This is a genomic window from Chitinophaga dinghuensis, from assembly GCF_003259435.1.
Classification (GTDB): Bacteria; Bacteroidota; Bacteroidia; order Chitinophagales; family Chitinophagaceae; genus Chitinophaga; species Chitinophaga dinghuensis.
The window spans coordinates 419,009-445,063 of sequence record NZ_QLMA01000002.1 but is presented as its reverse complement, the minus strand read 5'-3'; the positions used below and the strand labels follow the sequence as shown (position 1 = coordinate 445,063).

Here is a 26,055-nt window from a genome sequence, read left to right as displayed (position 1 = left end):
ACGTATATCCTGAAATGCCAAAAAGAAAACATCTCCTGTTCGCATGTCTGATACTCTCTGTTGTATGCAGCGCCTGTGAACAAGCCTATACACCGAAACCAAGAGGTTATTTCCAGATCAATTTCCCGGAAAGAAAATACAAAACCTTTGACGCGCCAGGATACCCATACACTTTCGAATATCCGGAATACGCCCAGATCATCAAGGATACTTCCTTTTTCGGCGATAAACCGGAAAACCCTTACTGGATTAATATCGACTTCCCCAGTCTCAATGGGAAAATCTATCTCAGCTATAAAATCATTGGTCAGGGCCAGAATAATCTGCGCAAACTGATTGATGATGCCTTTAAAATGACCTACAAACACACATACAAGGCGGATTATATCGATGAAAATGCCATCGCTACTCCTAACAATGTGTACGGTACATTTTACGCTGTAGGCGGCAATGCGGCTTCTGCCCGTCAGTTCTTTGTAACAGACTCATCCAGTCACTTCCTCCGTGGTGCGCTCTATTTTGATGCCACCCCTAACGCAGACTCCCTGGCACCTGTCAATAAATTCCTGGAACAGGATATGCGCAAACTGGTGGAATCCTTGCATTGGAGGTAGTAAAAAAAGCCCGCTTTTTCCCGTAACTTTGTGGTCTGTAAACTAAAACACGCTGTAACCCAGCATCAGACCATACCCAATGATTATTATCGACGACAAGTATATCAGTGATGAAGTAGTTGAAGAGCAGTTCGTATGCAATTTGTCGGCCTGCAAAGGCGCATGTTGCGTGGCGGGCGACTGTGGCGCGCCGCTCGATAAAGAGGAACTCAAAATCCTGAAAAAGATTTACCCTAAAATCAAATCCTATCTCCGTCCTGAAGGTATCAGCGAAATCGAGAAAACCGGTACCCATACAACGGACCCGGAACACGGTTACGTTACACCGATTGTCAAAAGTGGCATCTGTGCCTACGCATCCATAGATGAACATGGCGTAGTAGGATGCGGCATCGAGAAAGCGTTTAAAGATGGTGTGGTGGACTACAAGAAACCCATTTCCTGCCACCTCTACCCCATCCGCATTACGAAATATGACAGCTTCGAAGCAGTCAATTATGACCGCTGGGATATATGCAAACCCGCCTGTAAGAACGGGAAAGCCCTTCAGGTGCCTGTATACCGCTTCCTAAAAGAAGCAATCATCAGAAAATACGGCACGGAATTTTATGAAGTGCTGGATGAAATTGCACAGAAGCAATACAAATGAGGAAATTATGCGCTCGTAATTCCTCCGGTATAAACTATCTTTATTACGCATTTTATCGGATTAGCTTATGCACGAAACAGCATCCCACTTTCTTGAGGAAAGCGAAAAAAAAGCGTCTGATCTAGGTCATCGGCAGACTATCAACTTCAACATAGGAAAATACAATACGGCGGTTAAAGCCGGCAAGCTGCAGTTCACTGATCTTCAGGGAGCCCGCGAACGCGCCAAAAATGTGAAATGGAGAGCCATTGAGCACCTCGATAAGCACCTGGAAGAATTCGAAATGAATATCACCAGAAGAGGCGCCAAGGTGATCTGGGCAGAAACAGCCGAACAGGTACAACAGGAAATCCTTGCTATCTGTAAAGCGAAAAGCTGCAAAAGCATCGTAAAAAGCAAGTCCATGGCCACTGAGGAGGTACACCTGAATTCCTTCCTTCAGTCGAATGGTATTGAGTGCGTAGAAACGGATCTCGGAGAATATATCCAACAACTGGATGAAGAGCCCCCTTATCACATCGTGACGCCTGCTATGCATAAAAGCAAGGAAGATGTAGCCCGCCTCTTCGCTGAAAAACTGGGCACTGATCCAGGACTTACTCCCGAACAACTCACCATGGTGGCCCGCGAAAAGCTCCGCCAGAAATACTTAGATGCTGAAATCGGCATCACAGGCGCCAACTTCATCATCGCAGATACAGGTTCTATCTGTGTCACGGAAAATGAAGGTAATGCCCGTCTGAGTACTGCATTTCCTAAAACACATATTGTGTTGGTGGGCATTGAAAAGGTATTGCCTTCTATTACTGATCTGGCCCTCTTCTGGCCACTACTGGCCACTTATGGTACCGGTCAGCTGATCACTGCCTATAACAGCATTTTCAGTGGTCCGCGCCAGGAAAATGAAATCGACGGACCAGAAGAAATGTATGTCATCCTGATGGATAACGGTCGTACCAATATCCTCCAGGATACAGTAGCCAGGGAAAGTCTGTATTGCATTCGTTGTGGTTCCTGCCTCAATGCCTGCCCTGTTTACAAGAACATTGGCGGTCATACTTATGGCACTACTTACAGTGGCCCTATTGGCGCTGTAATTACCCCACATCTGAAAGATATAGGCACTTACATGCATCTTAGCTTTGCATCGTCCCTTTGTGGCAACTGTACTGAAGTATGTCCGGTGCGTATCAATCTGCATGAATTATTACTCCATAACCGCCAGAAAGCGGTGGAAGAGAACTTTACTTCCGGCTCTGAGAAATTAGCCTGGTTTGGCTGGAAACAGGGATGTCTGAGTCGTAAAATGATGAATATGGCCAGCGGTAAATGGAAAAATATCCTGCTGCGCCGTTTCTTTGCGAAAAGCTGGGGCGATAACCGCGATCTACCGGTATTTGCGCCGAAGTCGTTTAATCAGATGTGGAAAGAGAGAAGAAAATAATTATTGTTTTTTCATCCGGAAGGCGATTCTCACTTTTACCTCCTGGGGCTGACCATTCTTAGCAGGCAGCCACGCTGGTCCGGACTTAATAATATTTATAGCTGCCTCATTGGCGGCTATATTTTTGCCCTTTACAATCCGGAAGCTCTCCAGTCCGCCGTAAGGAAGCACCGTAAACGCCACACGAACTACATTGCCGGCAATCAGGCTATCGGTAACCATCCGTTTATCATTCAGGTATTTGATGAATGAAGGATAGCCACCTACGGGTTGAGGCCCCGCATTATTTTCTGATACGTCTACATCTTCATCAGCAGCATTGTTAGGAGAGTAGCCTGTTATCACCACTTCGCTTAATGCCTTATCACGTTTCTTAGCATTCGCACTAATTTCCACGCCTGCTAATCTTCCTTGGAGGAAATCTTGTTTATCTGCCGTATCTGCGTATTTTTTCTGTAGCTGAATATCGTTTACAGGAGCCTTATATAATACATTACCCGCAACAATGGACTCGTTTTCCTTTGCAACAGCAGCTACTTTAGGTGTAGGAGCAGCAAATGCCACTGCAGGTTCCGCTGCATCAGCGTTCATTTTTTCAGCGCTGGCTTCGCGACTTACCACTGATTTTTCAGCGGCTACTTTTTTCGTTTTTTGTGGAGATGCTGCTGCTATCAAAGGTTTCTCTGGTTGTGCAGCGGCCGGAGCTGGCGTTGTTACGGTTGCGTTTGCCTGGTCCTCGGTTACCTTTTCTGCGGCAGTATCGGGTATATGCGGTACTCCTGCCACCTGTGGATGACGACTAGGCGTAACAGGCTGTTTCAGGAGGAACCAGCCCCCGGTAAACAATAATAACAGGATAGCCGCTGCGGCAGCGATCCGGGTGTATAATGGCCTTATTTTGCCTTTTTCAGGGGCTACACGAGTAGCCAGTCTGCTATGAAGTTCATCTAAATTGGCGGACTGATCAGGGATGGAGGACTCGAACCCTTCCAGGGCTTCTGCCAGGAACGGATCATCCAGGGCCTGGCGTTCCAGGGCATGCATAGCTTTATCGTCCAGCTCTCCTGCGAGATACTGTCGGATAAGCTCCTGGCTTACTGGCTGGTCCTTATGTGGTTTTTTATCCGCCATTTTGCTCCATACAAATTTTTAGATTGCGCTTCCCGTTCTGAATATAGCTTTTCACTTTATTCATATCATAGCCGGTAAGTGCGCTCACTTCCCGATAGCTTTTTTCTTTAAGATAAAACAAGTCTACGCTGCGTTTCTGCTCTTCCGGCAAGGTATCCATACACTTTTCCATTGCCTGGAGGTTATCTTCCAGCGTAACTTCACCCTCATGATGCCCGGAATTTCCGTTTTCCATAAGTTGGGTATCATCAATAGACACCTGCCTGGATTCCTTATTCTTCATGGAACGGATTTTCATCAGGCAGTGATTGCGGGTCAGTACATGTAGCCAGCTCTTAAAGTTCTGAATGTCATGCTGTTGCACCTTCACAATCAGCTCCTCAAAAATCATCATCACGGCATCTTTGCTGGCGTCTTCCTCAAAATATTTCAGACATACGCCATATACCAGGTTCATATAACGCTGGTAAAGGGCTGCCAGGACTTCGAGTTTGCCGGAGTGTTTGTACTCCTGGATCAAATCCGCGTCAGTGGCGTCTTTCATTATATTTTGATGTAAAAACAATTGCTACTTCGGTCTGTTCTGACGGCAATAATAGTATTAAAATCTAATAAGATAAAAAGTTGATGCGGGAGAGACTAATGGTCATAAAAAAAGCATCCCGTCCTTTAAGTGGAGAACGGGATGCTTAGTGATAATTTATGATGCTACTGCTTAGTGTCTGAAGTGACGCATACCGGTCATTACCATCACCATGTTGTTCGCTTTGGTAAACTCAACGGAGTCGTTATCACGAACAGAGCCACCAGGCTGAATCACAGCGGTGATACCTGCTTCATGTGCGATGCTTACGCAATCATTGAATGGGAAGAATGCATCCGAAGCCATCACAGCGCCTTTCAGGTCGAAGTTGAACTGAGCGGATTTCTCAATAGCATGACGGAGCGCATCGATGCGGGAAGTCTGGCCACAACCTTTACCTACCAGTTGTTTATCTTTTACCAGTGCGATAGCGTTGGATTTCAGGTGTTTGCAGACAATATTAGCGAATTCCAGATCTGCTCTTTCAGCAGCATTTGCCGGACGGGCGCCTACATCATTCCATTCTTTGTAGTTACCGTTGTCAGCATCTTGCAGAAGTACGCCGTTTAATACGTTTTTGAAAGCATATTTGCTCTTCACTGGTTGTTTTTGTTCCAGGAGAATGCGGTTCTTCTTTGTTTGGAGCAGGGTCAGTGCATCTGCGTCAAAGCCCGGAGCAATCAGTATTTCGAAGAAAATTTCGTTGATGGAAGCAGCTGTTTGTGCGTCTACGGTTTTGTTGCAAACCAGTACGCCACCGAAAGCGCTTTCCTTATCGCCAGCCAGTGCGGCTTCCCAGGCAGCAGCCAGGGTTGGACGGGAAGCGATACCGCAAACGTTGGTATGTTTGATAACAGCGAAGGTCGTTTCAGCAAATTCCTGGATCAGCTGGCAAGCAGCGTCTACGTCTACCAGGTTGTTGAAAGACAGTTCTTTTCCATGGAGTTTGTTGAACATTTCGTTCAGATCTCCATAGAAAACGCCGCGTTGGTGAGGGTTTTCACCATAACGGTTTACCTGGCCTTCTTTCACAGATACCTGGAAGTAGTCGCCTGGTTCGTTGTTGAGGAAATACTGGGAGATGGCTACATCGTAGTTAGCGCATACTTCAAATGCTTTAGCGGCAAATTTTCTGCGGTCTTCTACGGAGGTAGCGCCGTTGTTGTCGGTCAGCACTTTTTCCAGATCAGCGTACTGGTCTTTGCTGGCAACGATTACAACATCTTTAAAATTCTTACCAGCAGCGCGGATGAGAGATACGCCACCTATGTCAATTTTTTCAATGATAGTCTGTTCTTCGCTGGTATTTTTCACTGTTTCTTCGAAAGGATACAGATCCACGATCACCAGGTCGATTTCAGGAATTTCATACTGTTTCAGCTGTTCCAGGTCCTGTGGGTTTTCCCGGCGAGCCAGGATACCGCCAAACACTTTAGGGTGCAGTGTTTTAACGCGACCACCGAGGATGGAAGGGTAAGCAGTGAGGTCTTCAACCGCTACACATTTTACGCCCTGGTCTTCAATGAATTTTTGGGTTCCACCTGTAGAATAAATAGTTACACCTTGTTCACCCAATTTTTTTACAATGTTCTCCAGGTTATCTTTATAGAAAACGGAGATCAGAGCTGATTTAATTTGCTTTTGCATGAATGGAAAACATTAGAAATTAATAACATAGGCTCCCTGGTCTGGAACCGAAATGAAGCGCAAAGTTAAGTCGTCACATTCACTTTTCCACTGCTCAATCCGCCGCGGAGCATTTCCGGCCCCTATTACAAGGGTGTCAAATCGGTAGAAAGCCAGTATCCGCCGAACATCTGTATGTGGATTTCTCGTCAGTAAAATATAATCGACCTTGAACTTTTTATCAGGTATGCAGGTTCCCAGGGCGGAATCTATGACCACTATTTTTCGGCCTTTATGGAGAATATAACGGTTGTAGCGGTAGTCTTGCGGTGGCGGCTGCAGGAAGACTGCCAGTATTCCCGCTGCCATTGCCCCACAACAGCAATAAACAGCCCATTCCCGGGCAGATCTCAACTCCTGCTGCCGATATATCACCCAGCAGCCAATAGCGGCATAAATCAGTAAAACGGAGGGAATATGGCAACTAATCCCTTTTATAAGGGCGCCGGGCCAATGTCCGATAAAACGTACACTTGCATCCATCGCCACTATCAGCCATTTTACCAATATCCCTATAGCATGTGCGACCCAGTGAAACGGGGATATGGCCAAAAGTAAAATAGACAGGTAGATCACTACGGTAGAAAGTGGTACTGCCAGTAGATTAGCGGGCAGAAACCAGGTTGGAAACTGATGGAATAGATACAGACAAACAGGCGTTGTCAATATCTGCGCAGCAAGCGTTAGCGCCACCATCTGCCAGAGATGGTCCAGCCATTTCTTACGGCATTTCAGGCTGGCATAAATGCGGGTATAAAATAAAAGTATGCTCATTACAGCGAGGTACGACAGCTGGAAACCCACATCCATCACCAGGTAGGGATTATAGCATAGCAGCAGAAAAGCGGAAGCCGCCAGGGTATTAAAGATGTTACTTTGTCGCACAAGTATAAAACGCCCGATAGTGGTACCACTAAACATAACGGCTGCACGAAGAACAGAGGCACTCGCTCCGGTCAGCAATGTAAATCCCCAGAGAAAGAGCAATACTATCAGTGCCTTGGCCCAATTTCCGGCCCTATTGGCGGGCAGCCAGGAGAGCAATAATAACAGGCTGCTGTACAGCAAAGCCAGGTGCATACCGGAGATGGCTATTACATGTATGATACCGGTATTACTGTAATCCTGGACAATTTCTTTATCCAGGCCCTGTCGGAACCCTACCAGCAAGGCGGAGGCCATGCCTGCTTCAGGCGCTCCTATATATTTCTGAAAGGTTTCCGTACAGAAGTGCAGTCCGTTATATAACCCGTACTCCAACCATGAGGGACCGTTCCGTCGAAAGAGCTGGCTGTCTCCCCGGCGCAAAAACAATTGCCCGGAGATCCCCTGCATAGCACAATACTGCCGGTAATCAAAGCCGCCCGGCCCATTACGTATAGGCGATGGCGTAGCCCTCACCAATATATCATCTCCCCATTGCAAGCTGTCTTTCAACTGCTTCTCTGCATATACCAGTAACTTCCCTGTGGCTGGTTTCCAACTTCCCTCATGGCTCAATCCCAATACAGTGGCTGTCTGGCTGATGCTCCGGGGCTTCTCTTCCGGCGGCCCTTCCAGCCTAAGCAGGATGTCATCTCCCGTAACATAACTCTTTTGGTAAGACAACGGATGATACCGCAAATCATGACAGTATAACATGATGGCCCCTACGAAAAACAATTGTACATGTACAATTACGTGCAACCAATGACGCCAGGCATACTTGCGTGCCGGCGGCAGCCAGCGAAAAATCAAGCTCAACAAGGTTATCAGCGGCAATAACCCAAACGTATATACGGAGAAATCAAGATAAAATTGGGCGATTATACCCATCATTAACGGGATGACCAGGCGCACAAAAGGCATACGCCCCTTTGTATCCAAACTTGATAAAGAGGATTCAAATAACATAACGGGTTAACACTTTATGTATTAAAGTTAGTACTCCGAAGTATCCAATTCCTTTAGCAAATGTTAATAAAACAGCTATTTTTGGGGGGGCATATAAATATATGGTCACTAGGAAATTTCCGGTCGACTGCGGTATTATCGCAGAAATTGTCCCAGATTAAAGTTTTTATAAATTATTATAACTCAATATATTTAATATTAATAATTTACTCATCTGTTATTGATTAGTTAACATCTTCTTTAAATATAATATTATTTGTAAAATGCATTACCGGTCACGCTATTTGTATCGTATCAAGATTCAATAGTCGTGTCTTTAATGGTTATTTTGAGGGAAAAGAAGGAGCCTGATTTTTATCAGGCTCTATTTTTTTACACGAATTTTCAATTGATGATATAGTGGCGAAAGTCTTGGCGACCTGCGGTGGTCAAGACTTTCGCCTTTTTTCTTTTCTCTTGGATGCCACTGGCGCCATTGGGAAAACAGAAAGAAATTGAGCATGCTTAATGAAATTGCCCTAGCACTTTTCATCTCAGTATCGTCCAAGATCCGCCATGGGCTGCTATTACAGCCATAAAAAAAGCCCCCGCTGCTGCGGAGGCTTTCCTTGTATTATTAAAGCTTTTGTAACTTATTTACTCAGGTACATGCTCTTTTCTTTGTACAGCTGTCTGAAGTAAGGATCACGCAGGTCTTTGATGAAGCGGATTGCTTCTCCTGTAGATTTCATTTCAGGACCGAGTTCTTTATTCACACCTGGGAATTTGTTGAAGGAGAATACTGGCTCCTTAATAGCAAATCCGGTGAGTTTTTTCTCAATCGTGAAGTCAGAAAGTTTCTTAGCGCCAATCATCACTTTGGTAGCAATGTTCAGGTAAGGAACCTGGTATGCTTTAGCGATGAACGGAGTGGTACGGGAAGCACGAGGGTTGGCTTCGATCACATAAACCTGTCCGTTTTTAATGGCGAACTGGATGTTGATCAGACCGCGGATATTCAGTGCACGAGCAATTTTCTCAGCGTAGTACTCCATCGTGGTTACTTCAATTGGAGTGAGGTTGAACGCTGGCAGTAACGCATGGCTATCGCCACTGTGGATACCTGCAGGCTCAATGTGTTCCATCACACCCATTACATGGAATTGCTCGCCATCGAAGATACCGTCGATTTCAGCCTCCTGACAACGATCCAGGAAGTGGTCGATCAGGATTTTGTTACCTGGCAGGTGTCTTAACAGGCTGAGTACTGATTCTTCCAGTTCTTCCTCGTTGATCACGATACGCATACGCTGACCACCCAATACATAAGATGGGCGTACCAGTACAGGATAACCTACTTCTTTCGCTACTTCAATCGCGTCGTCAGTATTGTAAGCAGTACCATATTTCGGATAAGGAATGCTCAGGTCTTTCAGCATATCGGAGAAACGGCCACGATCTTCAGCGATATCCATGTTATCGAAGGAAGTACCGATGATCTTAATACCTTTTTCTTCCAGGCGTTTAGCCAGTTTCAATGCTGTCTGGCCACCCAGCTGAACGATCACCCCTTCTGGTTTTTCCAGTTCGATGATTTCCCAGAGATGCTCCCAGAATACTGGTTCGAAGTACAGTTTATCTGCCATGTCGAAATCGGTAGATACTGTCTCAGGGTTACAGTTTACCATGATTGCTTCGTAACCGCAATCCTGGATCGCCTGCAGACCGTGTGTGCAACAGTAGTCGAATTCGATACCCTGACCGATTCTGTTAGGACCGGAGCCCAGTACAATGATTTTCTTTTTATCTGTAACCTTACTTTCATTTTCGGAATCGAAAGTTGAATAGAAGTAAGGCGTCTTAGCTTCAAATTCAGCCGCACAGGTATCTACCATTTTATAGGTACGGGTGATACCATTTCCTTTACGTTTTTCGTATACTTCTTCTTCCTCGCAGTTACCGAAGAGGATAGCCAGCTGTTTATCGGAGAAGCCCATTTTCTTCGCATCGCGGAGCATGTCTACTGGAACGCTTTCCAGGTCATGTTCCATGAGTTGTTTTTCCAGGCTTACGATATCGTTGATCTGGTGAAGGAACCAACGATCAATATAAGTTTGCTGATGAATATGTTTAACAGAAACACCTTCCATGAGCGCATCCTTAATACGGAAAATACGATCCCAGGTTGGACGTTTCAGTTTTTCCAGCAGTTGTTCGCCTTTAAGCATGGATTTACCATAGTAACCGAGACCGAGTGCATCGTTCTCCAGGCTCTGGCAAGCCTTCTGCAGGGCTTCAGGGAAAGTACGGCCGATAGACATTACCTCACCTACTGATTTCATCTGTAAGCCGAGGGTGTCATCTGCACCTTTAAATTTATCGAAGTTCCAACGAGGCATTTTTACGATCACGTAGTCCAGCGCTGGTTCGAAGAATGCAGAAGTAGTTTGTGTGATCTGATTTTCCAGTTCATCCAGGGTATAGCCGATAGCGAGTTTCGCCGCTATTTTAGCAATCGGATAACCGGTAGCTTTAGAAGCGAGTGCAGAGGAACGGCTTACGCGAGGGTTGATTTCGATCGCAATCAGCTCCTCATTTTCAGGATTCAGGGAGAACTGAACGTTACAACCACCGGCAAAATTACCGAGGTCACGCATCATCATCATCGCTTTGTTACGCATGTCCTGGAAAGCGGTATCGCTCAAGGTCATAGCAGGCGCAACCGTAATAGAATCGCCTGTGTGAATACCCATTGGGTCCAGGTTCTCTACGGTACAGATGATAACAACGTTGTTGTTCTTGTCGCGCAGCAGTTCCAGTTCATACTCTTTCCAACCAAGTACGGCTTTCTCAACCAGTACTTCATGGATTGGAGAAGCTTTCAGACCGCGGTCCAGTGCTTCATCGAGATCTTCTTTACTGTGAACGAAACCGCCACCAGTACCTCCCAAAGTGAAGGAAGGACGGATTACCAGTGGAAATCCGATCTCCTGTGCAAATTCTTTACCTTCCAGGAAAGAGTTAGCTGTTCTGGCAGGAGCCACCGGAATACCGAGCTGAATCATCCACTGACGGAACTGCTCACGGTCTTCCGCTTTGTCGATCGCTTTGATGTCCACACCAATCAGGCGTACATTGTTTTTCTCCCAGATCCCCAGTTCATCCACTTCTTTACAAAGATTCAGCGCAGTCTGCCCACCCATAGTAGGTAACACGGCATCTATCTGGTTTTCTTCCAGGATCTGCTCAATGCTCTCCACGGTCAGTGGCAGCAAATACACCTTATCGGCCATCATTGGATCTGTCATGATGGTCGCGGGGTTGGAATTAATCAAAATCACTTTAATTCCTTCTTCACGCAGCGAGCGTGCTGCCTGTGATCCGGAATAGTCAAATTCGCAAGCCTGACCAATAATAATAGGACCAGAACCGATAATGAGAACAGATTTGATAGATGAGTCTTTTGGCATTTGTGTAATCTATTGAAAATGAAAAACCAAATTGATTCTTCTGCCAACGATGGGGACAAAAAAATCGTGCAAAGCTACGTAGAATACAGATTAATGCACAATAAAATTTTAAAAAAATTTCTGACCGCGCTCCTGATGCAGTGAAATTACCTATTATATTAAGTAAATATTTTATCGGTTTACCTATCCAGTTAATAGTCGAAAATGCGGCAAAAATTTGTAAACTGCATGTACATTTAATCTGAACCTATACCCACTATGGCGCTGCATTGGAAAGATATCATAAACACATATAATGGCCGCGATGTTCTCTATGTGAAAAACTATCATGGAAACCCTTACAGCTATTCATTTAACCTCCAATATAAAGGTCATCATGCCAGGCTATTTTTTTCCTGGGAAATAAAAGCCACCATTCTTGAGAAATTATTTGAAGGTAAATACAATATCAGGTTAGGACAATTAGGCTACCTGGGGTACCCGGAATACAGACAACGATGCGTCAGAGCTGGTCAATCTGATTTTTATATTGAATTAACAGGACATGCCGCTCAATTTGCCGCCATACCCAACAACTGGTTTAACCGATTGGGCTGGAACCGAATTGAGCCTACTGAAATCTCATTAAAGGAGCGCTTCGTTATACAGGGTAAACCTGCCGAAGTATATAACCTGGTTGAAAAAGAATTATTACAACTCTCACAATTAATTCCCGATGTGAAGTTGGCAATTCGCACGGATTATGAAGACGCCATTACACTGAAGTTTTATCTGCATCTCCGTGTAGGCGATGTTGTTACGAACAGGCAACTACTGGAAAGAATCCTGGCACTGACCACTGCTATGGCAGAAAAGCTTTCCCCACCGGCTCCAGCAGGGAATAACGTTAAATCTTAATTCTGCTGGACATCACCGCAATCAAGGCTCCCATTACCGCAATCATGGTAAAGGAAACAGACAGGCTACTTAACTGGGCTACATAACCAATCAGTGGCGGACCACAGAGGAAACCCAGGTAACCGATGGTGGAAACTGTTGCCAGCGCCATTCCCGGCGACATCAACTTCGTTGTTCCGGCAGCGCTATAAACCAATGGCACTACAGAACAAACGCCCAACCCTACCAGCATAAACCCGAATATAGCCGTGAAGAAATAAGGGAATATTACGGCGATCATCAAGCCAGATGCGGTGAGTAGACCACTCATGATCAGCATTTTCTTCGCGCCAAAGCGGGTACGCAAGCTATCCGCAATAAAGCGCCCAGTAGCCATTGTAGTCATAAAAGCAAAAGAACTGGCTACCGCAAAGGATGGATCTATCTTCAATACTTTTCGGAAATAAATAATACTCCACTCAAACATAGTGCCTTCGCAGATCATAGAGCAGAACGCGATGATTCCCAATATCAGCAGGAACCTGTCTGGTTTCGCAAATAAGGGCTGATTTTCCTGGACGCCTGCATCTTGTTGCAGGATGCGGGAAGCGGAAAATGCTACTATTGTCCAGCCCAGAAAAGCCACTACGAGGAAGTGATAAACAGGTGCAATCTGTAAGGCAACCATTATCCAGCCAATACCAATACCTGTGGCGCCCGCAGCGCTCCAGAGACCATGAAAAGAGGCCATAATGGATCGGCCGTACATTGATTCCACAGCTACCGCCTGCGTATTAACTGCGATGTTAGCGAGATTGCCGCTGAATCCAAACAATACTAATACTAACATCAACTGCCAGGGCTCCTGTGCCAGGCCCAAAACGGGCAGCAAAGCAGCATATACAATCCCTGCATTCACAACTACCTGTCGGCTACCATACTTGGAAACCAGCACGCCGGCTGTTGGCAGTGAAATGAGCGATCCTATAGGGAGTGCCAGCAGCACTGTTCCCAGTCCTGCATTATTCAAATGCATCGCTAGCTGTATGTCTGCAATCCTGGACGTCCAGCTACTGAAACATAAGCCAGTCAGAAAGAACAACGCGCTTACAGCAATGCGGATCGTTCGTTTATTCATCAGGTCAATTGACAAGTGTTGAATCATGTGGAAAAAGAATTATAAAACCTGGATGCCCAGGTTGATATATGGTTTGAGGGAAGGTAATTCCGGATTGTCGGTAACGATGGTATCGATACCTGTGATATCACATACTTTATAAGGCTCTGCTGTTCCCATTTTATCACTGGTAGCCAGTGCAATGGTTTTGTAGGCAGACTCTACCATTACGCTTTTTACATCTGCTTCACTGAGATCAAGCCCTGTTACGCCCGCATCTGGATGCAGGGAACAGATACCCAGGAAACAAAGATCAGCTTTCACTTTTTGCAGCATTCTGATTGTGTCCATACCTCCGGCTGTCTGGGAGTCTTTCCCAATACGGCCTCCGGTAAAAATAAGCTCAATAGAAGGATGTTCTACCAGTTGAGATACAATAGGGACACTGTTGGTGATGATCGTCACTTTCAGATGCGGAGGCAGCATTTTGGCAAGTGTTAAGGTAGACGTACCTCCATCCAGAATAATGGTTTGTCCGTCATGAATAAGCGACAATGCCTTTGCTGCTATATGTTTCTTGTCATTTTCGTGATAAACAATTCTTTCCTTAAATGAATAAGGATTAGGAGAATGCGGGATAGCTCCTCCCCTTACTTTGATCAACTGTCCACTCTGCGCCAGCGCTTCCAGGTCACGACGAACCGTGTCTTCCGAAACCTGTAAATCATTACTCAGCTCTGTTTGCAAGACTTTATTGTCCGCCTGCAGCTTCTTCAATATATAATCGAGTCTTTCCTCTTTCAGCATGATCTTGCTATTTTATGCAATATTATGAAATATTTTGCAATAATGTGCAGAATCTTGCGTAAGTTTGCATAAAATAGCAAAATATGGCAAGAATAGCAATTGATATGGATAATGTGATGGCGGATTTGACCAGTCACATGATCCATTTGTATGAACAGAAGCACGGCGTAAGGGTTTCGATGGAGTCCTTGAATGGACATCCGGATGGAGGTGGTTTCCCGATTGAAGGGGAAACGCATGCATTTATCCGGGAAGCGGGTTTCTTCCGGGATTTACCGGTAATGCCTGATAGCCAGGAAGTAATAAAGGCTTTAATGGAAAAACATGAGGTGTTTATTGTATCTGCAGCAACGGAGTTTCCATTATCCCTGAAGGAGAAAATTGACTGGCTGGAGGAACATTTTCCTTATATCAGCTGGAAGAACATCGTGTTATGTGGATCGAAAACGATTGTGGATGCAGATTATATGATTGACGACCATGATAAAAACCTCCGTTATTTCAAAGGAGAAAGGCTTTTATTCACAGCACCGCACAATATTTACCTGACAGATTACAAACGTGTAAATAGCTGGAAAGAAGTAGCTGAATACTTCCAATTGACGCCAGCAATGGTTTAAGTGGCTAACCGACTTGTAGTTTTTTCTTCAGGGACCGGATTTCCCGGTGACATTGTTGTAATTCCATGCGTTTATCCAGGAAGGCTTCCTTCCAGTTGATTTCCGGTTCAGTAGTTTGTGGGCGATTGAAATAGGCCGGATCGAACTGGATGGAAGTTTGCAATGCCAGTAGCTGCATGGCCGACAAGGTTTGTTGACCTCCCCATTCATATAGCTCACTCACGGTTACACCCAAACTTTCGGCCACCCTTTTCACTTTTAGTTTATTTTCCTCCAGATAGAGGAATAGCCTTTCGCCCTGATGCGGGGATTTATCCTGCCTCAGGGAATCCCAATTATAGAAATCCTCCATTGTCAAAGGAATAGCCGCCAGTAGCTTGGCGAGCCGGTCTTCCTTGATTTGTGTTTTCTCGAAGTTATCGTATAGCCATGGCGGTGTGAGGCCCACTTTTTTCGCATAATGACGGATGATTATTTTTTTATGTTTTAGAATACGTCTTAGGCGGATGCCATGATGGAATTTATAGAAGTCATTCATAATGGGAATATTTAGGGCAAGGGGATACACAGAACTATACAAATATATAGTTTTATAGTTACAAACAAACTCAATTCAATTACAAAACCATCTTTCCAATCATACTAATGAATTACAGTATTATTTTGACAATACTGTTCTCAATTTGCTTGGTTTAGTTCGGATGGGTAATGATTTGTGGAGACGCGAAGTAATCTGTGAGCAGTGGGTTAATAAATCGGGGAGGAACTACCGGGTTAACGGAGCCTGGTGGGTTTCTTAATTTCCTGTAATTCTCTTCTGAGCTGGATAACTTCATCTTTCAGATCGCTGTACATGCGAAGGAGTTCATTATGATCTTCCAGCAGTTTATAGTATTTCTCTCTCTGGGTCATCATTTCTTCGGAATCGCTGAGGCGAGCCTCTGCCACGGCCCCTGGGTTCAGGAAAGCTTCCAGGCTCATATCTACAGCTCTGGCAGCACGTTCCAACTCACTGGGTGAGAAGGTAGATTTTTCAAAGAGATTGTACATGGTACGGCGACTCATATCCATTCTATCGGCGAGGCGACTTCTGTTCAAGCCTTTCTCTGCGATAATTTCCAGGAGTCGTTGTCCATGGTGCAGGTTTTTATCCTGCGCGATCAGCTGAGCGCCGTTCCAGCGCATAAATTCATCAGGAGTAATGCCGATGATTGTACAGAATCTTTCCAGGTTCGCTCTTTTCATATCGCTTTTGCGCAAGTGATAGTGGGCGATCTGGTTCGTAAAACCGGCTTTCTTGGCAAAATCGATCACTTTTATCTTTCGCTGCTTAAGGATAAGTTTCAATCGCTGCCCCATATGTATCAGGCCTGTCTGCATCGTTATGTTTTTTGTTTATACTGTCCATTTCCGGCTGGCGCCGTCAATAATTGCCGTATAATTTAGCAAAAAACTGGATCATGGTGGTAATTAAATTATCAAACTGATAAAATTTACCCTACAGGGGAATGATGACAGTCGCCCAATTTCCATATAACGTCAATGAATAAACGAAAGAAAATATGCTTCTCTTTTATCCTGATTTGATACGTTCATTATCATAATAAAAATCTGCTTAAATCAATTGAAAAAAAACTGCTCATTTTTGAGAAAAAAAATGTGTGCAAAATTTATAAACATACTCCAAAACACACACCCACACTGAATTTCATCAGATAAATTTATTTTAAATAAATATAATGTAGAATGATGACATTTAAATAAAATGTCAATACATTTGATTACACCCCGGAGCCGGAGACTAACCATTATTTATTTAAACAAATTTCTGCGCTATGTTAGCCTTAATCAATTCAACCAAAGTATCAGGAAAGGTAAAAAGGAAGCCGAATGTATTAGCTGACATTCATACTCGGTTGACTAATTTACCGATCCGGTTCAGAGAGAGAATCTGTGAAGAATGTAGTTGGAGCATCCCTACATTCTACAGGAAAATGCGACTGAGAGATAAAGTAAGTAACGAAGAGGAAGGGAAAATCATTCCTGCCCTCAGCAATGCGGAAAAAGAAAAGATCATTGCAGTTCTGATGGAGCTTTTTGGTGAAACAGGACAGCATTTTCAACGCTTCCAGCAGAAATAAAGTAAATCTCCAGTTTGAACAGCATTTTCCGGGGCAATTACCCTGCTTTACATTTATGTGAAGCAGGGTTTTTCTTTTGAATAATAATTGGCATTTCAAGTCTTTTTTTAGATTTTTTCTACTAAACGATTCCTTTTCCTTAAATTTAAAGCCCGTTAGGAAATGCTTCTATTAAACAATTAACAATACGGTGCTATGTCGTACCCATACCAGATCAAGAACATTGAAGAATACCAGCAGGCTTATCAGCAAAGCGTTATGGACCCGGAAGGCTTCTGGGCAAATGTTGCGGACCATTTTCTTTGGCGCCGCAAGTGGGACAAAGTGTTAGATTGGAATTTCTCTGATCCGGATATTAAATGGTTCCAGGGCGGTAAACTGAACATTACAGAGAATTGTCTTGACCGTCATCTGGGCACACTTGGAAACACGCCCGCCATCATTTGGGAACCCAACGATCCGGAAGAGCGTCACAGAATTCTTACTTATCGCGAATTATATAATAAAGTATGTCAGTTCGCCAATGTCCTCAAAAACAATGGGGTTAAAAAAGGCGACCGCGTATGTATCTATATGGGTATGATCCCGGAACTGGCGATCGCTGTATTGGCTTGTGCCCGCATTGGGGCTATCCATTCCGTAGTATTCGGCGGTTTCTCTGCTCAATCTATCTCGGACAGGATTAAAGATGCTAGTTGCAGCCTGGTCATCACCTGTGATGGCGCATTCCGTGGCAACAAGGATATCCCGCTGAAATCAGTAATCGATGATGCGCTGATGACTTGTCCTACAGTGAAAAAAGTAATCGTTGCCACCCGCACCCGCACTCCTGTCAGCATGCTGAAAGGCCGAGACGTTTGGTGGGAAGATGAAATTAAGGCTGTAGAAACACAAGGCAACCCTCCTTGTCCTGCAGAAGAAATGGATGCGGAAGACATGCTCTTCATCCTTTATACTTCGGGATCTACTGGTAAACCTAAAGGGGTTGTACACACCTGTGGCGGTTATATGGTATATGCCAATTACACATTCGTAAATACCTTCCAGTACCAGCCAGGCGAAGTATACTTCTGTACCGCAGACGTAGGTTGGATCACAGGTCATAGCTATATTATTTATGGTCCACTGTCCGCCGGCGCTACCACATTAATGTTTGAAGGCGTTCCTACCTATCCTGATGCGGGTCGTCTCTGGGAAATTGTGGATAAGTTCCGTGTGAATATCCTCTACACAGCTCCTACGGCTATTCGCAGCCTGATGGGATATGGTCTGGGACCTGTTAATCATAAGGATCTCAGCTCTCTCCGTAAACTGGGAAGTGTGGGCGAACCGATCAATGAGGAAGCATGGCATTGGTTTAAAGATAATATTGGTAAAGGCAGATGCCCGATCGTAGATACCTGGTGGCAAACGGAAACAGGTGGTATTATGATTACCCCACTGGCCGGCATCACCAAAGAGAAACCAGGCTACGCAACGCTTCCAATGCCAGGAGTACAACCTATATTGGTGGATGAACAAGGTAAAGAGATCAAAGGCAATGGCGTTAATGGCAACCTCTGTATCAAGTTCCCATGGCCAGGCATGCTGCGCACTACTTATGGCGATCATGAAAGATTCCGTAATACTTACTTCTCTACTTACGAAAACCTCTATTTCACCGGCGATGGTTGTCTACGTGACGACGATGGTTACTATCGGATCACAGGCCGTGTAGACGATGTACTGAACGTGAGTGGTCACCGTATTGGTACTGCGGAAGTGGAAAACGCGATCAACATGCACGCAGGCGTTGTAGAAAGCGCTGTAGTTGGTTATCCACACGATATTAAAGGACAGGGTATTTATGCATATGTAACCCTGGAACATTTAAGTCACGATGCAGAACTTACTAAAAAAGATATTGCACAAACAGTTTCCCGTATCATCGGACCTATTGCAAAACCGGATAAAATCCAGTTTGTAGAAGGATTACCGAAAACGCGTTCCGGAAAAATCATGCGCCGTATCCTGCGTAAGATTGCCGAAAACGACCTGGATAACCTGGGCGATACCTCTACCCTGCTGGACCCAGCCGTTGTAGAAGAGATCAAGAAAGGAAGATTATAATTTTATCTAAAAGTGGCTGCTTTTTACAGCAGCCACTATATATTTTCCCTTATTTTTACGCCGCTCTTGCGGCGTTTTCTATTTTATGAAACTACTTAAGCGTCTTGGTTACGTTCTCTTATTCCTTGTACTGCTGCTAAACTTTATTGCAGCCTTTCATGCCTGGAAGTTTACCCACTTCTATGACGATCCCCAACATATCAATAAGAAGCCTGAACAAATGAAAACCAGTGAAAAGCTGGGAATGATTTTCCTGGGAGTTCGCATATCTAAATCGGTAGTCCGCCATTTCCCGGATACCGCTTACACAGTAGTAAACCGCACCACTGCCAACGGTACCAATATTAACAGCTGGTGGATTCCTGTGGCTAAACCAGTAGGCAATGTGATTCTGTTTCATGGATATAACGGGAGTAAACAGGGACCGCTGCCAGAGGCAGCATATTTCCGGAGCCTGGGTTACAATACACTGCTGGTGGATTTCCGTGCACATGGCCTTAGCGGTGGGAATGCCTGCAGTATAGGCTTTTATGAAATGGAAGAAGTGAAAATGGCAATGGATTATGTTCAGCAGCAATCGGATAAACCCGTGATTCTCTGGGGTGTAAGCATGGGTGCAGCAGCTATCCTGCATGCCATCGACCATTATCAGCTGAAACCGCAGCAAATTATTATTGAATCCCCTTATGCCACATTGATAGATGCAGTTAACAGCCGCATGAGGTCTGTTCATCTCCCTACAACTCCTTTATCCCAGTTACTTACCTTCTGGGGTGGATTGGAACAAGGTTTCTGGGGATTTAAAATGAATCCAGCCGATTTCGCGGCCAGTGTGCACATGCCTGTACTCTACTTCTGGGGCCGCAATGATATTCGGGTGATGGAATTTGAAACCAATACCGTGTTTCAGCACCTGGGGACCAGCAATAAGAAATTATGTGTAGTGGATAATGCAGGACATGAATCTTTTTGCAGAAAAACGCCGGACATCTGGAGAAAAGAGGTATTAGCGTTCCTGACCCATCAATAAAAAAGCGCGCACCATCCGAGTGGAGCGCGCCCCTTCACAGGATCATACCCGCCTGATATATGTGGATTCATAACGTTTCCGTTTAAAGGAAACATTATTACATGCGATCCGAGGAGCTGTGATAAAGGTACAGCAATTGCCTGCCGTCTAAAATCACTGCATAAAATCTTACAAAAATCTATCCGGTTTATTTTCGGATAATTACTGGCGTACCCACTTTAATAAATTCAAATAATTCATTGACATCATTATTCTTCATACTGATACAACCGAGTGTCCAGTTAATACGACTCTCTACATAAGTATCTGTTATTCCCGAACCAGACTCTACCCCATGAATACCAATACCACCGCCAGGTGTAGCGGATGTACTGATTAAGCCATCTTCCTGCATTTGATGGAATTTTTCCAGACTTGCCTCATTAGGATAATCTAACAGCAGGAATCTGCTCCATAATTTATCTATTCTTTTACTTTGAATGTGAAAGGTTCCCTCTGGTGTCAGGCGATCGCCTTCTTTTCGTTTATCGCCCTGGTCGCGGCTCCCGAACACCACTTTGTAGATTTTACGCAACGTTACATCTTCATAAACATACATGCGATAATCACTCTTATCGATCAGCAAAAACACTTTGTCTGCATTAATATTTGCAGTAGTGATCCGCACATTATACAAATCATTATTATTCACAAACCCTGTCAGTGCGAATAATGACAATAGGGCTGCGATCCAGTAGAGACGGCACTTTTCCATAGGGTATTCAATAAAGCCTCTAAACGATAAAGAACTATAAATTATTGTATCTGAATACTTCAGCTCACTTATGCAGAAATACTAAATGGATTTTATTAAGATATAGGGCATGCGATTTTATATGAACGGTAGTGACCATATAGCTCATCCTTTATAACTTTTCTACATCAATTTATAACCTTATGATAAAGACTGTAGCAAGTATGCTTGTCCTGATACTGGGCGGCATCACCTTTTCTCATGCCCAGACAAAATCGGATTCTCTCGCCATCCGCCAAGCTGCACTGGATTATATTGAATCTCAACATCAACCAGACTCCGCACAGATGGCCAGGTGTCTGCATCCACGATTAGTTAAGCGCACTTTCTGGAAATACCCGAGGCAGCAACGGGAATATTTGCGGGAATCTCATGCGGATGAAATGGTATTATTAGCGGCTTCTTACAATATTAAGGGCGATAAGTTTCCTCCCAATCCACGAAAAGAAGTGATACTATTAGATGTCAGTAGCAATACGGCTTCTGTGAAGTTATATGCCGATGAGTGGATCGATTATATGCATCTTGTGAAGCTGAATAATGAGTGGAAAATTGTGAATGTGTTATGGCAGTTTAAAGATGCCAACAGACATCAATAGTTGATAAAAAAGAGCAGGCCCGAAAGCAATGATTGCTTTCGGGCCTGCTTAATATTATGGTGATTACAGTTATTAGTAACCGAAAAGTTCCTCCAGGGAAAGTTTTTTAACGTCACCGATTTTCTTCAGTTCGTCTACATTCACTTTGTTTGGAGAAGCCAGGATGCAATAAGTGTATGGTTTATGCGCCAGGTTCTCGTCGTGGAATTTCTTCACTTCATTGAAGCCCAGTTTATCGATAGACTCATATACTTCTTTGCGGATATCGGTGCTCAGACCGAGTTTTTTAGCCTCCAGGTATTTGAAGATAATACCATCGTTGGTGATACGTTCTGTTTCCAGATCTTGCTTCATACTTAATTTAGCAGTAGTCAGCAATTTATCGGAACGAGGAATATCATTCAACAGTTCATTCATACCGTTCACGGCATCATTCATTTTATCCGCCTGGCAACCTACGTAAGCAACAGCTGTATAGCGGTCGTTTTGTTTTGCAGGTGCAGAGTAGAACGCATAAGTAGAATAAGCCAGCGCTTTGGATTCGCGAATAGTTTGGAATACGATAGATCCCATACCGCCACCAAAGTAGCCATTGAACAAGGTAGTAATGGCGGTCTTACCAGAATCATAATTTCCACCGTTTCTGATCCAGTTTACTTCAGACTGAACCATGTCATAATCAGCAAATAATACCTGATTATTATCCTGAGAAACTTTAGTGAAAGCGATTGCAGGAGGAGCAGCAACGAATGAAGCAGGTACCTGATGTACTTTTGCGATATCAGCCTGAGCTGCGCTCAGTGACTGAGGACCCCAATAGATAACAGTATGCTGGTATTTCATCAGATTGTGCAGCAGATCTGTCAGTTCTTTAGCGGTAACGCCTTCCAGTTCAGCTTGTGACAGCTGGTAATTGAATGGGTTTTTGCCACCATAGATAGCATAGTTCTGCAGACCTCTCAAGATCTGACCTTTATTCAGTTTGCTGTCGGTTCTGGCTTTATTCAGACGGCTTTTCAGCGCGGCCAGTGCCTGTTCATTAGGCTGACAGTTAGAGATGATATGTTCGAAAAGTGCAACTGCTTTGTCGAAGTTCTCTTGTAAACCAGTGATAGAGATAGTAGTATTCTCAGATGCTGTGCTCACATTGAAGCTGCAGGCAATATTGTAGAATTCTTTACTGATCTGTTCTGCAGTGTATTTGTCGGTGCTCAGGAACTGGAGATAGTTAGCTGCAAGGCTCATTTTCTTATCATTCCAGGTTCCAACATCAAAGCGGTAGTACAGGCGGAAAAGACCATTGTCTTTATTCTGTACGTACAGCAGATCTGCGTTACCTACTTTACCTTTCTGGATATCGCGGTTGAAGTCCAGCCACTGCGGTTGTACCGGAGTAGCAGGCATAGCGGCGATTTTAGCCAGGAATGGAGACTGTGCTTCTCTGTTTACTTCGATTGGAGTGATGGTAGGTTTCTCTACCTTCTCGATATTTTTATCTTCTCCTTTTCTTTTGTAAACGATTACGTAGTTGTTACCGAAGTATTTGTTGGCGTAATCAACGATCTGTTGTTTGGTTACTTTACTCATGTCGTCTACGGTAGACACATCAGTAGCCCAGTTTTTACCGCGGCTCTTAATGAAACCATCCATCAGGCTGGTGGCACGGGTGTTATTGCTTTCCAGACCTTGTAACTCATCCAGTTTGGCATTGTTAACGATAGCTGAAACGAGGGATTCATCGAATTGACCTTTTTTCAGGATATCCAACTGACCGAGTAGCAGGCCTTTTACATCTTCCAGGGATTGTCCTGGTTTAGCTTTACCAGACATTTCGAAGATGGAATAGTCTTTCAAAGCCATAACGCCAGCGCTGGAAGACAGCACTTTTTGTTGTTTATTCAGGTTCAGATCCATCAGGCCGGCTTTACCGTTCTGCAGGATGTTGCTGAGTACATTGAGAACAACCATGGATTTAGTATCCAGTGCGCCTGGCATTCTGAAAGCGATTTGTACATTTTCTGCATCAGGGCCCATCACAGTTTTCTCCACTGGAGCTGTCATTGTTTTTTCTGGAGCAGGTTTGTATTCTTTCACTGGTTTAGGCTGCATGTAGCCGAACTTCTGATCGATGGATTTGATTACATAATCCGGATCGAAGTCGCCCGCCATAACGATGGCCATGTTATTAGGCACATAGTATTCATTGTAGAACTGGCGGATAGCTTTCAGGTTTGGATTTTTCAGGTGTTCAACGGTACCGATGGTAGACTGTTGGCCGTAGTTGTGGGTAGGGAACAATGCAGCGAGCATGGTTTCATACACTTTACGACCGTCGTTGTCCAGGCCGCGGTTTTTCTCTTCATAAACTGCTTCCAGTTCAGTGTGGAAGAGGCGGAATACTGGATCTCTGAAGCGTTCAGCCTGAACGGTCAGGTATTTATCGGTTGCGTTGGAAGGGATGTCTTCCTCATAGATGGTTTCTTCCACCCATGTGTGCGCGTTGGTACCTTGAGCGCCCATAGCGGTCATGAGTTTATCGTACTCATTCGCGATAGCATATTTGGCGGCAACACCGGAAACGCTGTCGATTTCATGGTATACCGCTTTACGTGCATCCGTGCCCGTAGTTTTGTTATACTTATCGTACAGAGATTCGATTTTGTCGATATATGGTTTTTCTTTCGCCCAGTCGAGCGTACCATATACCTGGGTGCCTTTGAACAGGAGATGTTCCAAATAGTGGGCAAGACCGGTATGATCTTTTGGATCGTTGTTGCTTCCGGCCCTGGTACCGATCAGGGTTTGGATGCGTGGTTCTTTTTTGTTAACGCTGAGGATAACTGTCAGACCATTTTTCAAAGTGTAGAAGCGGGCCTTCATGGGGTCGTTGGTTACATATTTATAGTTGTAACCGCCGGAGCTGGCCTCCTTCCATTCATACTTGCTCTGGGCTCCTGCAGGCAGCAGTGAGCAGGCGAGTATCATTAGCAGGACTACCTGTTTAAGAACTCTCATAACATGATTGGTTTTTAGAAAAAGCTCCCAAATATACCGGAAGTCCAAAAATAACCTGTAAAAAGAGGAAACAAAATTTCAAACGGCAATAGAAAGACCTTTACAACCGATTGTTGTTATCCGAAAGGTAAGTCCATTTAAAATTATCCTGCAATGAAGATTAGGGTGTCAAAATAGCCCCATTGTAACTTAGTTGTTTGATAACCATTGCATTAAAGAAGGAAGAATCTAAGTTGGGAGTATTTGTGGTTTTTCTGGTAAAGCGATGTTTAGTTTTAGATTTGATATTTGCGGCCAGTTTGTTAGGCTCCGTTTGAAGCGCTCCTTGTGTAGTAATAGAGCGATCATCCACGGCCACGATGGGAAGTGAAGGACTGTTGCCGGTGCTAGCGGTTAGATTCGAAAGTGATTGAGGCTGTATTCCAACATGGACTCCTAGCAATCTCGTTTCACAGGAATGTACCCATACGATGCAGCCTATGCATGCCATCAGGGCAACGAATGAACGCATAATTTCAATTTAGAATCTGGTCAAAAAAAATTAGAATCCATTCAATCTGATACCAATTGAAAAAGGATACTGTTGCAACCCGTAATCGTGAAGCGCGGTGAGTGCAAAATTGGCGTAGAGTTTCACAGGACCGTAGCCCAGCTCACTAGCGAGGCCGAAACGCCATTTGTTTAGATTAAAATCATCGGTTTTTCTGACTTTGCCTCTTTCCTCACTTATCTGTTTAGTTCTGCTTTTAAGGAGATAGCCTCCAGTAACCCCAAAGCTTGCTTGGAAAGCGCGGCTTGGGCGCGCAGGGTTAGAGTTGAAGTTCAACATTACCGGTACGGTAACGTATTCAGCAAACAGTTTGTTTTTGGAAAAATTAACGGTGTCGCGCACAATTGTCGTAGGATAACCAGGTTTATAGGTAATACTACGGGCGTATCTGTAATTATTCATCTCCAAACCCAAAGCATATAACAAGTTAAGTTTGTGTTTTGTTATATTAAGTCGCTGTTCAATCAACCATATATTTATATTGATCGATTTTCCGGTGATAAGTTTAAATTCAGAGGGAGTTAATGGTTCTCCGGGAGAACGCGGCGCCAGAGTAGCCAGTCCTACTGCAGAATAAGTATAAGCGGCTTTGGAGTTGATCAGCGTATTTTGTGTCTGACCATCGAAATAGTTAACGTAAGTAGCGCCGGAGTAATCGCTTCTATCTATATAATTATTAAATCCTACGTCGAAAACGAAGAATCGGGTTTGCAGATTCTTTTTGAGTTTATTGCGTGCATAAGCGGTATCGCTATAAAACTTATAGCTGCTACGACCTTTATCATTTTTAGCTTTGATGATGATCAGTCCTTTGATTTGGATAGTATCAGCAGCTGCGGTAGGGTTCTTATATGTGTCAACAGCTTTCTGCGCATGAGTTAGTCCAGACCACAAGATCAACAGCAACAGAGAGAGTAAAACTTTATGCTTCATATGCTATTTCAAAATA

Annotated in this window: 21 protein-coding genes; 9 read left to right on the top strand and 12 right to left on the bottom strand. The window is 44.3% G+C overall.

Annotation, left to right across the window (positions count from 1 at the left end):
* Window positions 1-14 precede the first annotated feature (14 nt).
* The 3 genes from gldD (at window position 15) to CLV59_RS07095 (ending at window position 2,707) form a co-directional block, all read left to right on the top strand.
* Entirely contained in the window at window positions 15-614 is a 600-nt protein-coding gene (gldD, locus tag CLV59_RS07105) for a gliding motility lipoprotein GldD (protein WP_111591324.1), read from the top strand.
* Between the two features lie 79 nt (window positions 615-693).
* A complete protein-coding gene (locus tag CLV59_RS07100; protein ID WP_111591323.1) occupies window positions 694-1,263 on the top strand; it encodes a DUF3109 family protein in 570 nt (189 codons plus the stop codon).
* Window positions 1,264-1,330: 67 nt separating this feature from the next.
* Window positions 1,331-2,707: a LutB/LldF family L-lactate oxidation iron-sulfur protein gene (locus CLV59_RS07095; protein WP_111591322.1), complete on the top strand. Its 1,377-nt coding sequence runs from the start codon at window positions 1,331-1,333 to the stop codon at window positions 2,705-2,707.
* Here CLV59_RS07095 and CLV59_RS07090 read toward each other — a convergent pair whose 3' ends face one another.
* From CLV59_RS07090 to carB, 5 genes are all read right to left on the bottom strand, one after another.
* Entirely contained in the window at window positions 2,708-3,838 is a 1,131-nt protein-coding gene (locus tag CLV59_RS07090; protein ID WP_111591321.1) for an energy transducer TonB, read from the bottom strand. It lies immediately after the preceding gene.
* Window positions 3,828-4,382 (bottom strand): RNA polymerase sigma factor, encoded by a 555-nt coding sequence (locus tag CLV59_RS07085; protein ID WP_111591320.1) that lies wholly within the window; start codon window positions 4,380-4,382, stop codon window positions 3,828-3,830. The genes CLV59_RS07090 and CLV59_RS07085 overlap by 11 nt, the downstream gene beginning before the upstream one ends.
* Before the next feature lie 171 nt (window positions 4,383-4,553).
* A complete protein-coding gene (gene purH / locus CLV59_RS07080) occupies window positions 4,554-6,068 on the bottom strand; it encodes a bifunctional phosphoribosylaminoimidazolecarboxamide formyltransferase/IMP cyclohydrolase (protein WP_111591319.1) in 1,515 nt (504 codons plus the stop codon).
* 12 nt (window positions 6,069-6,080) lie between these two features.
* The gene (locus tag CLV59_RS07075; protein WP_170137664.1) at window positions 6,081-7,955 is read right to left on the bottom strand and encodes a ComEC/Rec2 family competence protein; all 1,875 of its coding nucleotides are present in this window, start codon (window positions 7,953-7,955) and stop codon (window positions 6,081-6,083) included.
* Between the two features lie 677 nt (window positions 7,956-8,632).
* Window positions 8,633-11,449: a carbamoyl-phosphate synthase large subunit gene (gene carB / locus CLV59_RS07070; RefSeq protein WP_111591317.1), complete on the bottom strand. Its 2,817-nt coding sequence runs from the start codon at window positions 11,447-11,449 to the stop codon at window positions 8,633-8,635.
* Window positions 11,450-11,707: 258 nt separating this feature from the next.
* On the opposite strand from carB, the gene CLV59_RS07065 reads away from it, so the two are divergent.
* Window positions 11,708-12,346, top strand: a complete 639-nt coding sequence (locus CLV59_RS07065; protein WP_111591316.1) for a hypothetical protein — start codon at window positions 11,708-11,710, stop codon at window positions 12,344-12,346.
* Here CLV59_RS07065 and CLV59_RS07060 read toward each other — a convergent pair.
* Window positions 12,336-13,490, bottom strand: a complete 1,155-nt coding sequence (locus tag CLV59_RS07060) for an MFS transporter (protein ID WP_111591315.1) — start codon at window positions 13,488-13,490, stop codon at window positions 12,336-12,338. The genes CLV59_RS07065 and CLV59_RS07060 overlap by 11 nt on opposite strands.
* Window positions 13,491-13,502: 12 nt before the next feature.
* Complete coding sequence (locus CLV59_RS07055; RefSeq protein ID WP_111591314.1) at window positions 13,503-14,249, bottom strand: DeoR/GlpR family DNA-binding transcription regulator; 747 nt, start codon at window positions 14,247-14,249, stop codon at window positions 13,503-13,505.
* Between the two features lie 83 nt (window positions 14,250-14,332).
* Here CLV59_RS07055 and CLV59_RS07050 point away from each other — a divergent pair, with 83 nt between their 5' ends.
* Complete coding sequence (locus CLV59_RS07050) at window positions 14,333-14,869, top strand: 5' nucleotidase, NT5C type (RefSeq protein WP_111591313.1); 537 nt, start codon at window positions 14,333-14,335, stop codon at window positions 14,867-14,869.
* A 4-nt stretch (window positions 14,870-14,873) separates the two neighbouring features.
* Here the strand turns inward: CLV59_RS07050 and CLV59_RS07045 are convergent, their stop codons facing one another.
* Entirely contained in the window at window positions 14,874-15,407 is a 534-nt protein-coding gene (locus tag CLV59_RS07045) for a helix-turn-helix domain-containing protein (RefSeq protein WP_111591312.1), read from the bottom strand.
* A gap of 236 nt (window positions 15,408-15,643) precedes the next feature.
* A complete protein-coding gene (locus tag CLV59_RS07040) occupies window positions 15,644-16,249 on the bottom strand; it encodes a helix-turn-helix transcriptional regulator (RefSeq protein ID WP_111591311.1) in 606 nt (201 codons plus the stop codon).
* 455 nt (window positions 16,250-16,704) lie between these two features.
* Between CLV59_RS07040 and CLV59_RS07035 the strand changes: the two genes are divergently transcribed.
* The 3 genes from CLV59_RS07035 to CLV59_RS07025 all read left to right on the top strand — a co-directional run bounded on the left by CLV59_RS07035 (window position 16,705) and on the right by CLV59_RS07025 (window position 20,149).
* On the top strand, window positions 16,705-17,010 hold the full coding sequence (locus CLV59_RS07035; RefSeq protein ID WP_111591310.1) for a hypothetical protein: 306 nt from the start codon (window positions 16,705-16,707) through the stop codon (window positions 17,008-17,010).
* A 195-nt stretch (window positions 17,011-17,205) separates the two neighbouring features.
* Window positions 17,206-19,119 carry an acetate--CoA ligase gene (gene acs, locus CLV59_RS07030; RefSeq protein ID WP_111591309.1) on the top strand — a complete coding sequence of 638 codons (1,914 nt, stop codon included), beginning with the start codon at window positions 17,206-17,208 and terminating at the stop codon, window positions 19,117-19,119.
* 85 nt (window positions 19,120-19,204) lie between these two features.
* Window positions 19,205-20,149: an alpha/beta hydrolase gene (locus CLV59_RS07025; RefSeq protein WP_111591308.1), complete on the top strand. Its 945-nt coding sequence runs from the start codon at window positions 19,205-19,207 to the stop codon at window positions 20,147-20,149.
* Window positions 20,150-20,336: 187 nt separating this feature from the next.
* On the opposite strand, the gene CLV59_RS07020 is transcribed toward CLV59_RS07025, so the two are convergent.
* The gene (locus tag CLV59_RS07020; protein ID WP_111591307.1) at window positions 20,337-20,903 is read right to left on the bottom strand and encodes a L,D-transpeptidase family protein; all 567 of its coding nucleotides are present in this window, start codon (window positions 20,901-20,903) and stop codon (window positions 20,337-20,339) included.
* Between the two features lie 182 nt (window positions 20,904-21,085).
* Between CLV59_RS07020 and CLV59_RS07015 the strand changes: the two genes are divergently transcribed.
* Window positions 21,086-21,541 (top strand): nuclear transport factor 2 family protein, encoded by a 456-nt coding sequence (locus CLV59_RS07015; RefSeq protein ID WP_111591306.1) that lies wholly within the window; start codon window positions 21,086-21,088, stop codon window positions 21,539-21,541.
* Between the two features lie 72 nt (window positions 21,542-21,613).
* Here the strand turns inward: CLV59_RS07015 and CLV59_RS07010 are convergent, their stop codons facing one another.
* On the bottom strand, window positions 21,614-24,556 hold the full coding sequence (locus tag CLV59_RS07010) for a M16 family metallopeptidase (RefSeq protein ID WP_111591305.1): 2,943 nt from the start codon (window positions 24,554-24,556) through the stop codon (window positions 21,614-21,616).
* Between the two features lie 541 nt (window positions 24,557-25,097).
* Window positions 25,098-26,039: an outer membrane beta-barrel protein gene (locus tag CLV59_RS07000; RefSeq protein ID WP_111591303.1), complete on the bottom strand. Its 942-nt coding sequence runs from the start codon at window positions 26,037-26,039 to the stop codon at window positions 25,098-25,100.
* Window positions 26,040-26,055: the final 16 nt, after the last annotated feature.

Bases quoted from the DNA above. Each gene is read 5' to 3' on its own strand.
- CLV59_RS07045 (WP_111591312.1), bottom strand. From the start codon at position 15,407: ATGAATGACTTCTATAAATTCCATCATGGCATCCGCCTAAGACGTATT.
- CLV59_RS07085 (WP_111591320.1), bottom strand. From the start codon at position 4,382: ATGAAAGACGCCACTGACGCGGATTTGATCCAGGAGTACAAACACTCC.
- CLV59_RS07075 (WP_170137664.1), bottom strand. From the start codon at position 7,955: ATGCCTTTTGTGCGCCTGGTCATCCCGTTAATGATGGGTATAATCGCC.
- CLV59_RS07055 (WP_111591314.1), bottom strand. From the start codon at position 14,249: ATGCTGAAAGAGGAAAGACTCGATTATATATTGAAGAAGCTGCAGGCG.
- gldD (WP_111591324.1), top strand. From the start codon at position 15: ATGCCAAAAAGAAAACATCTCCTGTTCGCATGTCTGATACTCTCTGTT.
- CLV59_RS07040 (WP_111591311.1), bottom strand. From the start codon at position 16,249: ATGCAGACAGGCCTGATACATATGGGGCAGCGATTGAAACTTATCCTT.
- CLV59_RS07000 (WP_111591303.1), bottom strand. From the start codon at position 26,039: ATGAAGCATAAAGTTTTACTCTCTCTGTTGCTGTTGATCTTGTGGTCT.
- acs (WP_111591309.1), top strand. From the start codon at position 17,206: ATGTCGTACCCATACCAGATCAAGAACATTGAAGAATACCAGCAGGCT.
- CLV59_RS07035 (WP_111591310.1), top strand. From the start codon at position 16,705: ATGTTAGCCTTAATCAATTCAACCAAAGTATCAGGAAAGGTAAAAAGG.
- carB (WP_111591317.1), bottom strand. From the start codon at position 11,449: ATGCCAAAAGACTCATCTATCAAATCTGTTCTCATTATCGGTTCTGGT.
- CLV59_RS07020 (WP_111591307.1), bottom strand. From the start codon at position 20,903: ATGGAAAAGTGCCGTCTCTACTGGATCGCAGCCCTATTGTCATTATTC.
- CLV59_RS07025 (WP_111591308.1), top strand. From the start codon at position 19,205: ATGAAACTACTTAAGCGTCTTGGTTACGTTCTCTTATTCCTTGTACTG.
- CLV59_RS07050 (WP_111591313.1), top strand. From the start codon at position 14,333: ATGGCAAGAATAGCAATTGATATGGATAATGTGATGGCGGATTTGACC.
- CLV59_RS07065 (WP_111591316.1), top strand. From the start codon at position 11,708: ATGGCGCTGCATTGGAAAGATATCATAAACACATATAATGGCCGCGAT.
- purH (WP_111591319.1), bottom strand. From the start codon at position 6,068: ATGCAAAAGCAAATTAAATCAGCTCTGATCTCCGTTTTCTATAAAGAT.
- CLV59_RS07015 (WP_111591306.1), top strand. From the start codon at position 21,086: ATGATAAAGACTGTAGCAAGTATGCTTGTCCTGATACTGGGCGGCATC.
- CLV59_RS07090 (WP_111591321.1), bottom strand. From the start codon at position 3,838: ATGGCGGATAAAAAACCACATAAGGACCAGCCAGTAAGCCAGGAGCTT.
- CLV59_RS07060 (WP_111591315.1), bottom strand. From the start codon at position 13,490: ATGATTCAACACTTGTCAATTGACCTGATGAATAAACGAACGATCCGC.
- CLV59_RS07095 (WP_111591322.1), top strand. From the start codon at position 1,331: ATGCACGAAACAGCATCCCACTTTCTTGAGGAAAGCGAAAAAAAAGCG.
- CLV59_RS07010 (WP_111591305.1), bottom strand. From the start codon at position 24,556: ATGAGAGTTCTTAAACAGGTAGTCCTGCTAATGATACTCGCCTGCTCA.
- CLV59_RS07100 (WP_111591323.1), top strand. From the start codon at position 694: ATGATTATTATCGACGACAAGTATATCAGTGATGAAGTAGTTGAAGAG.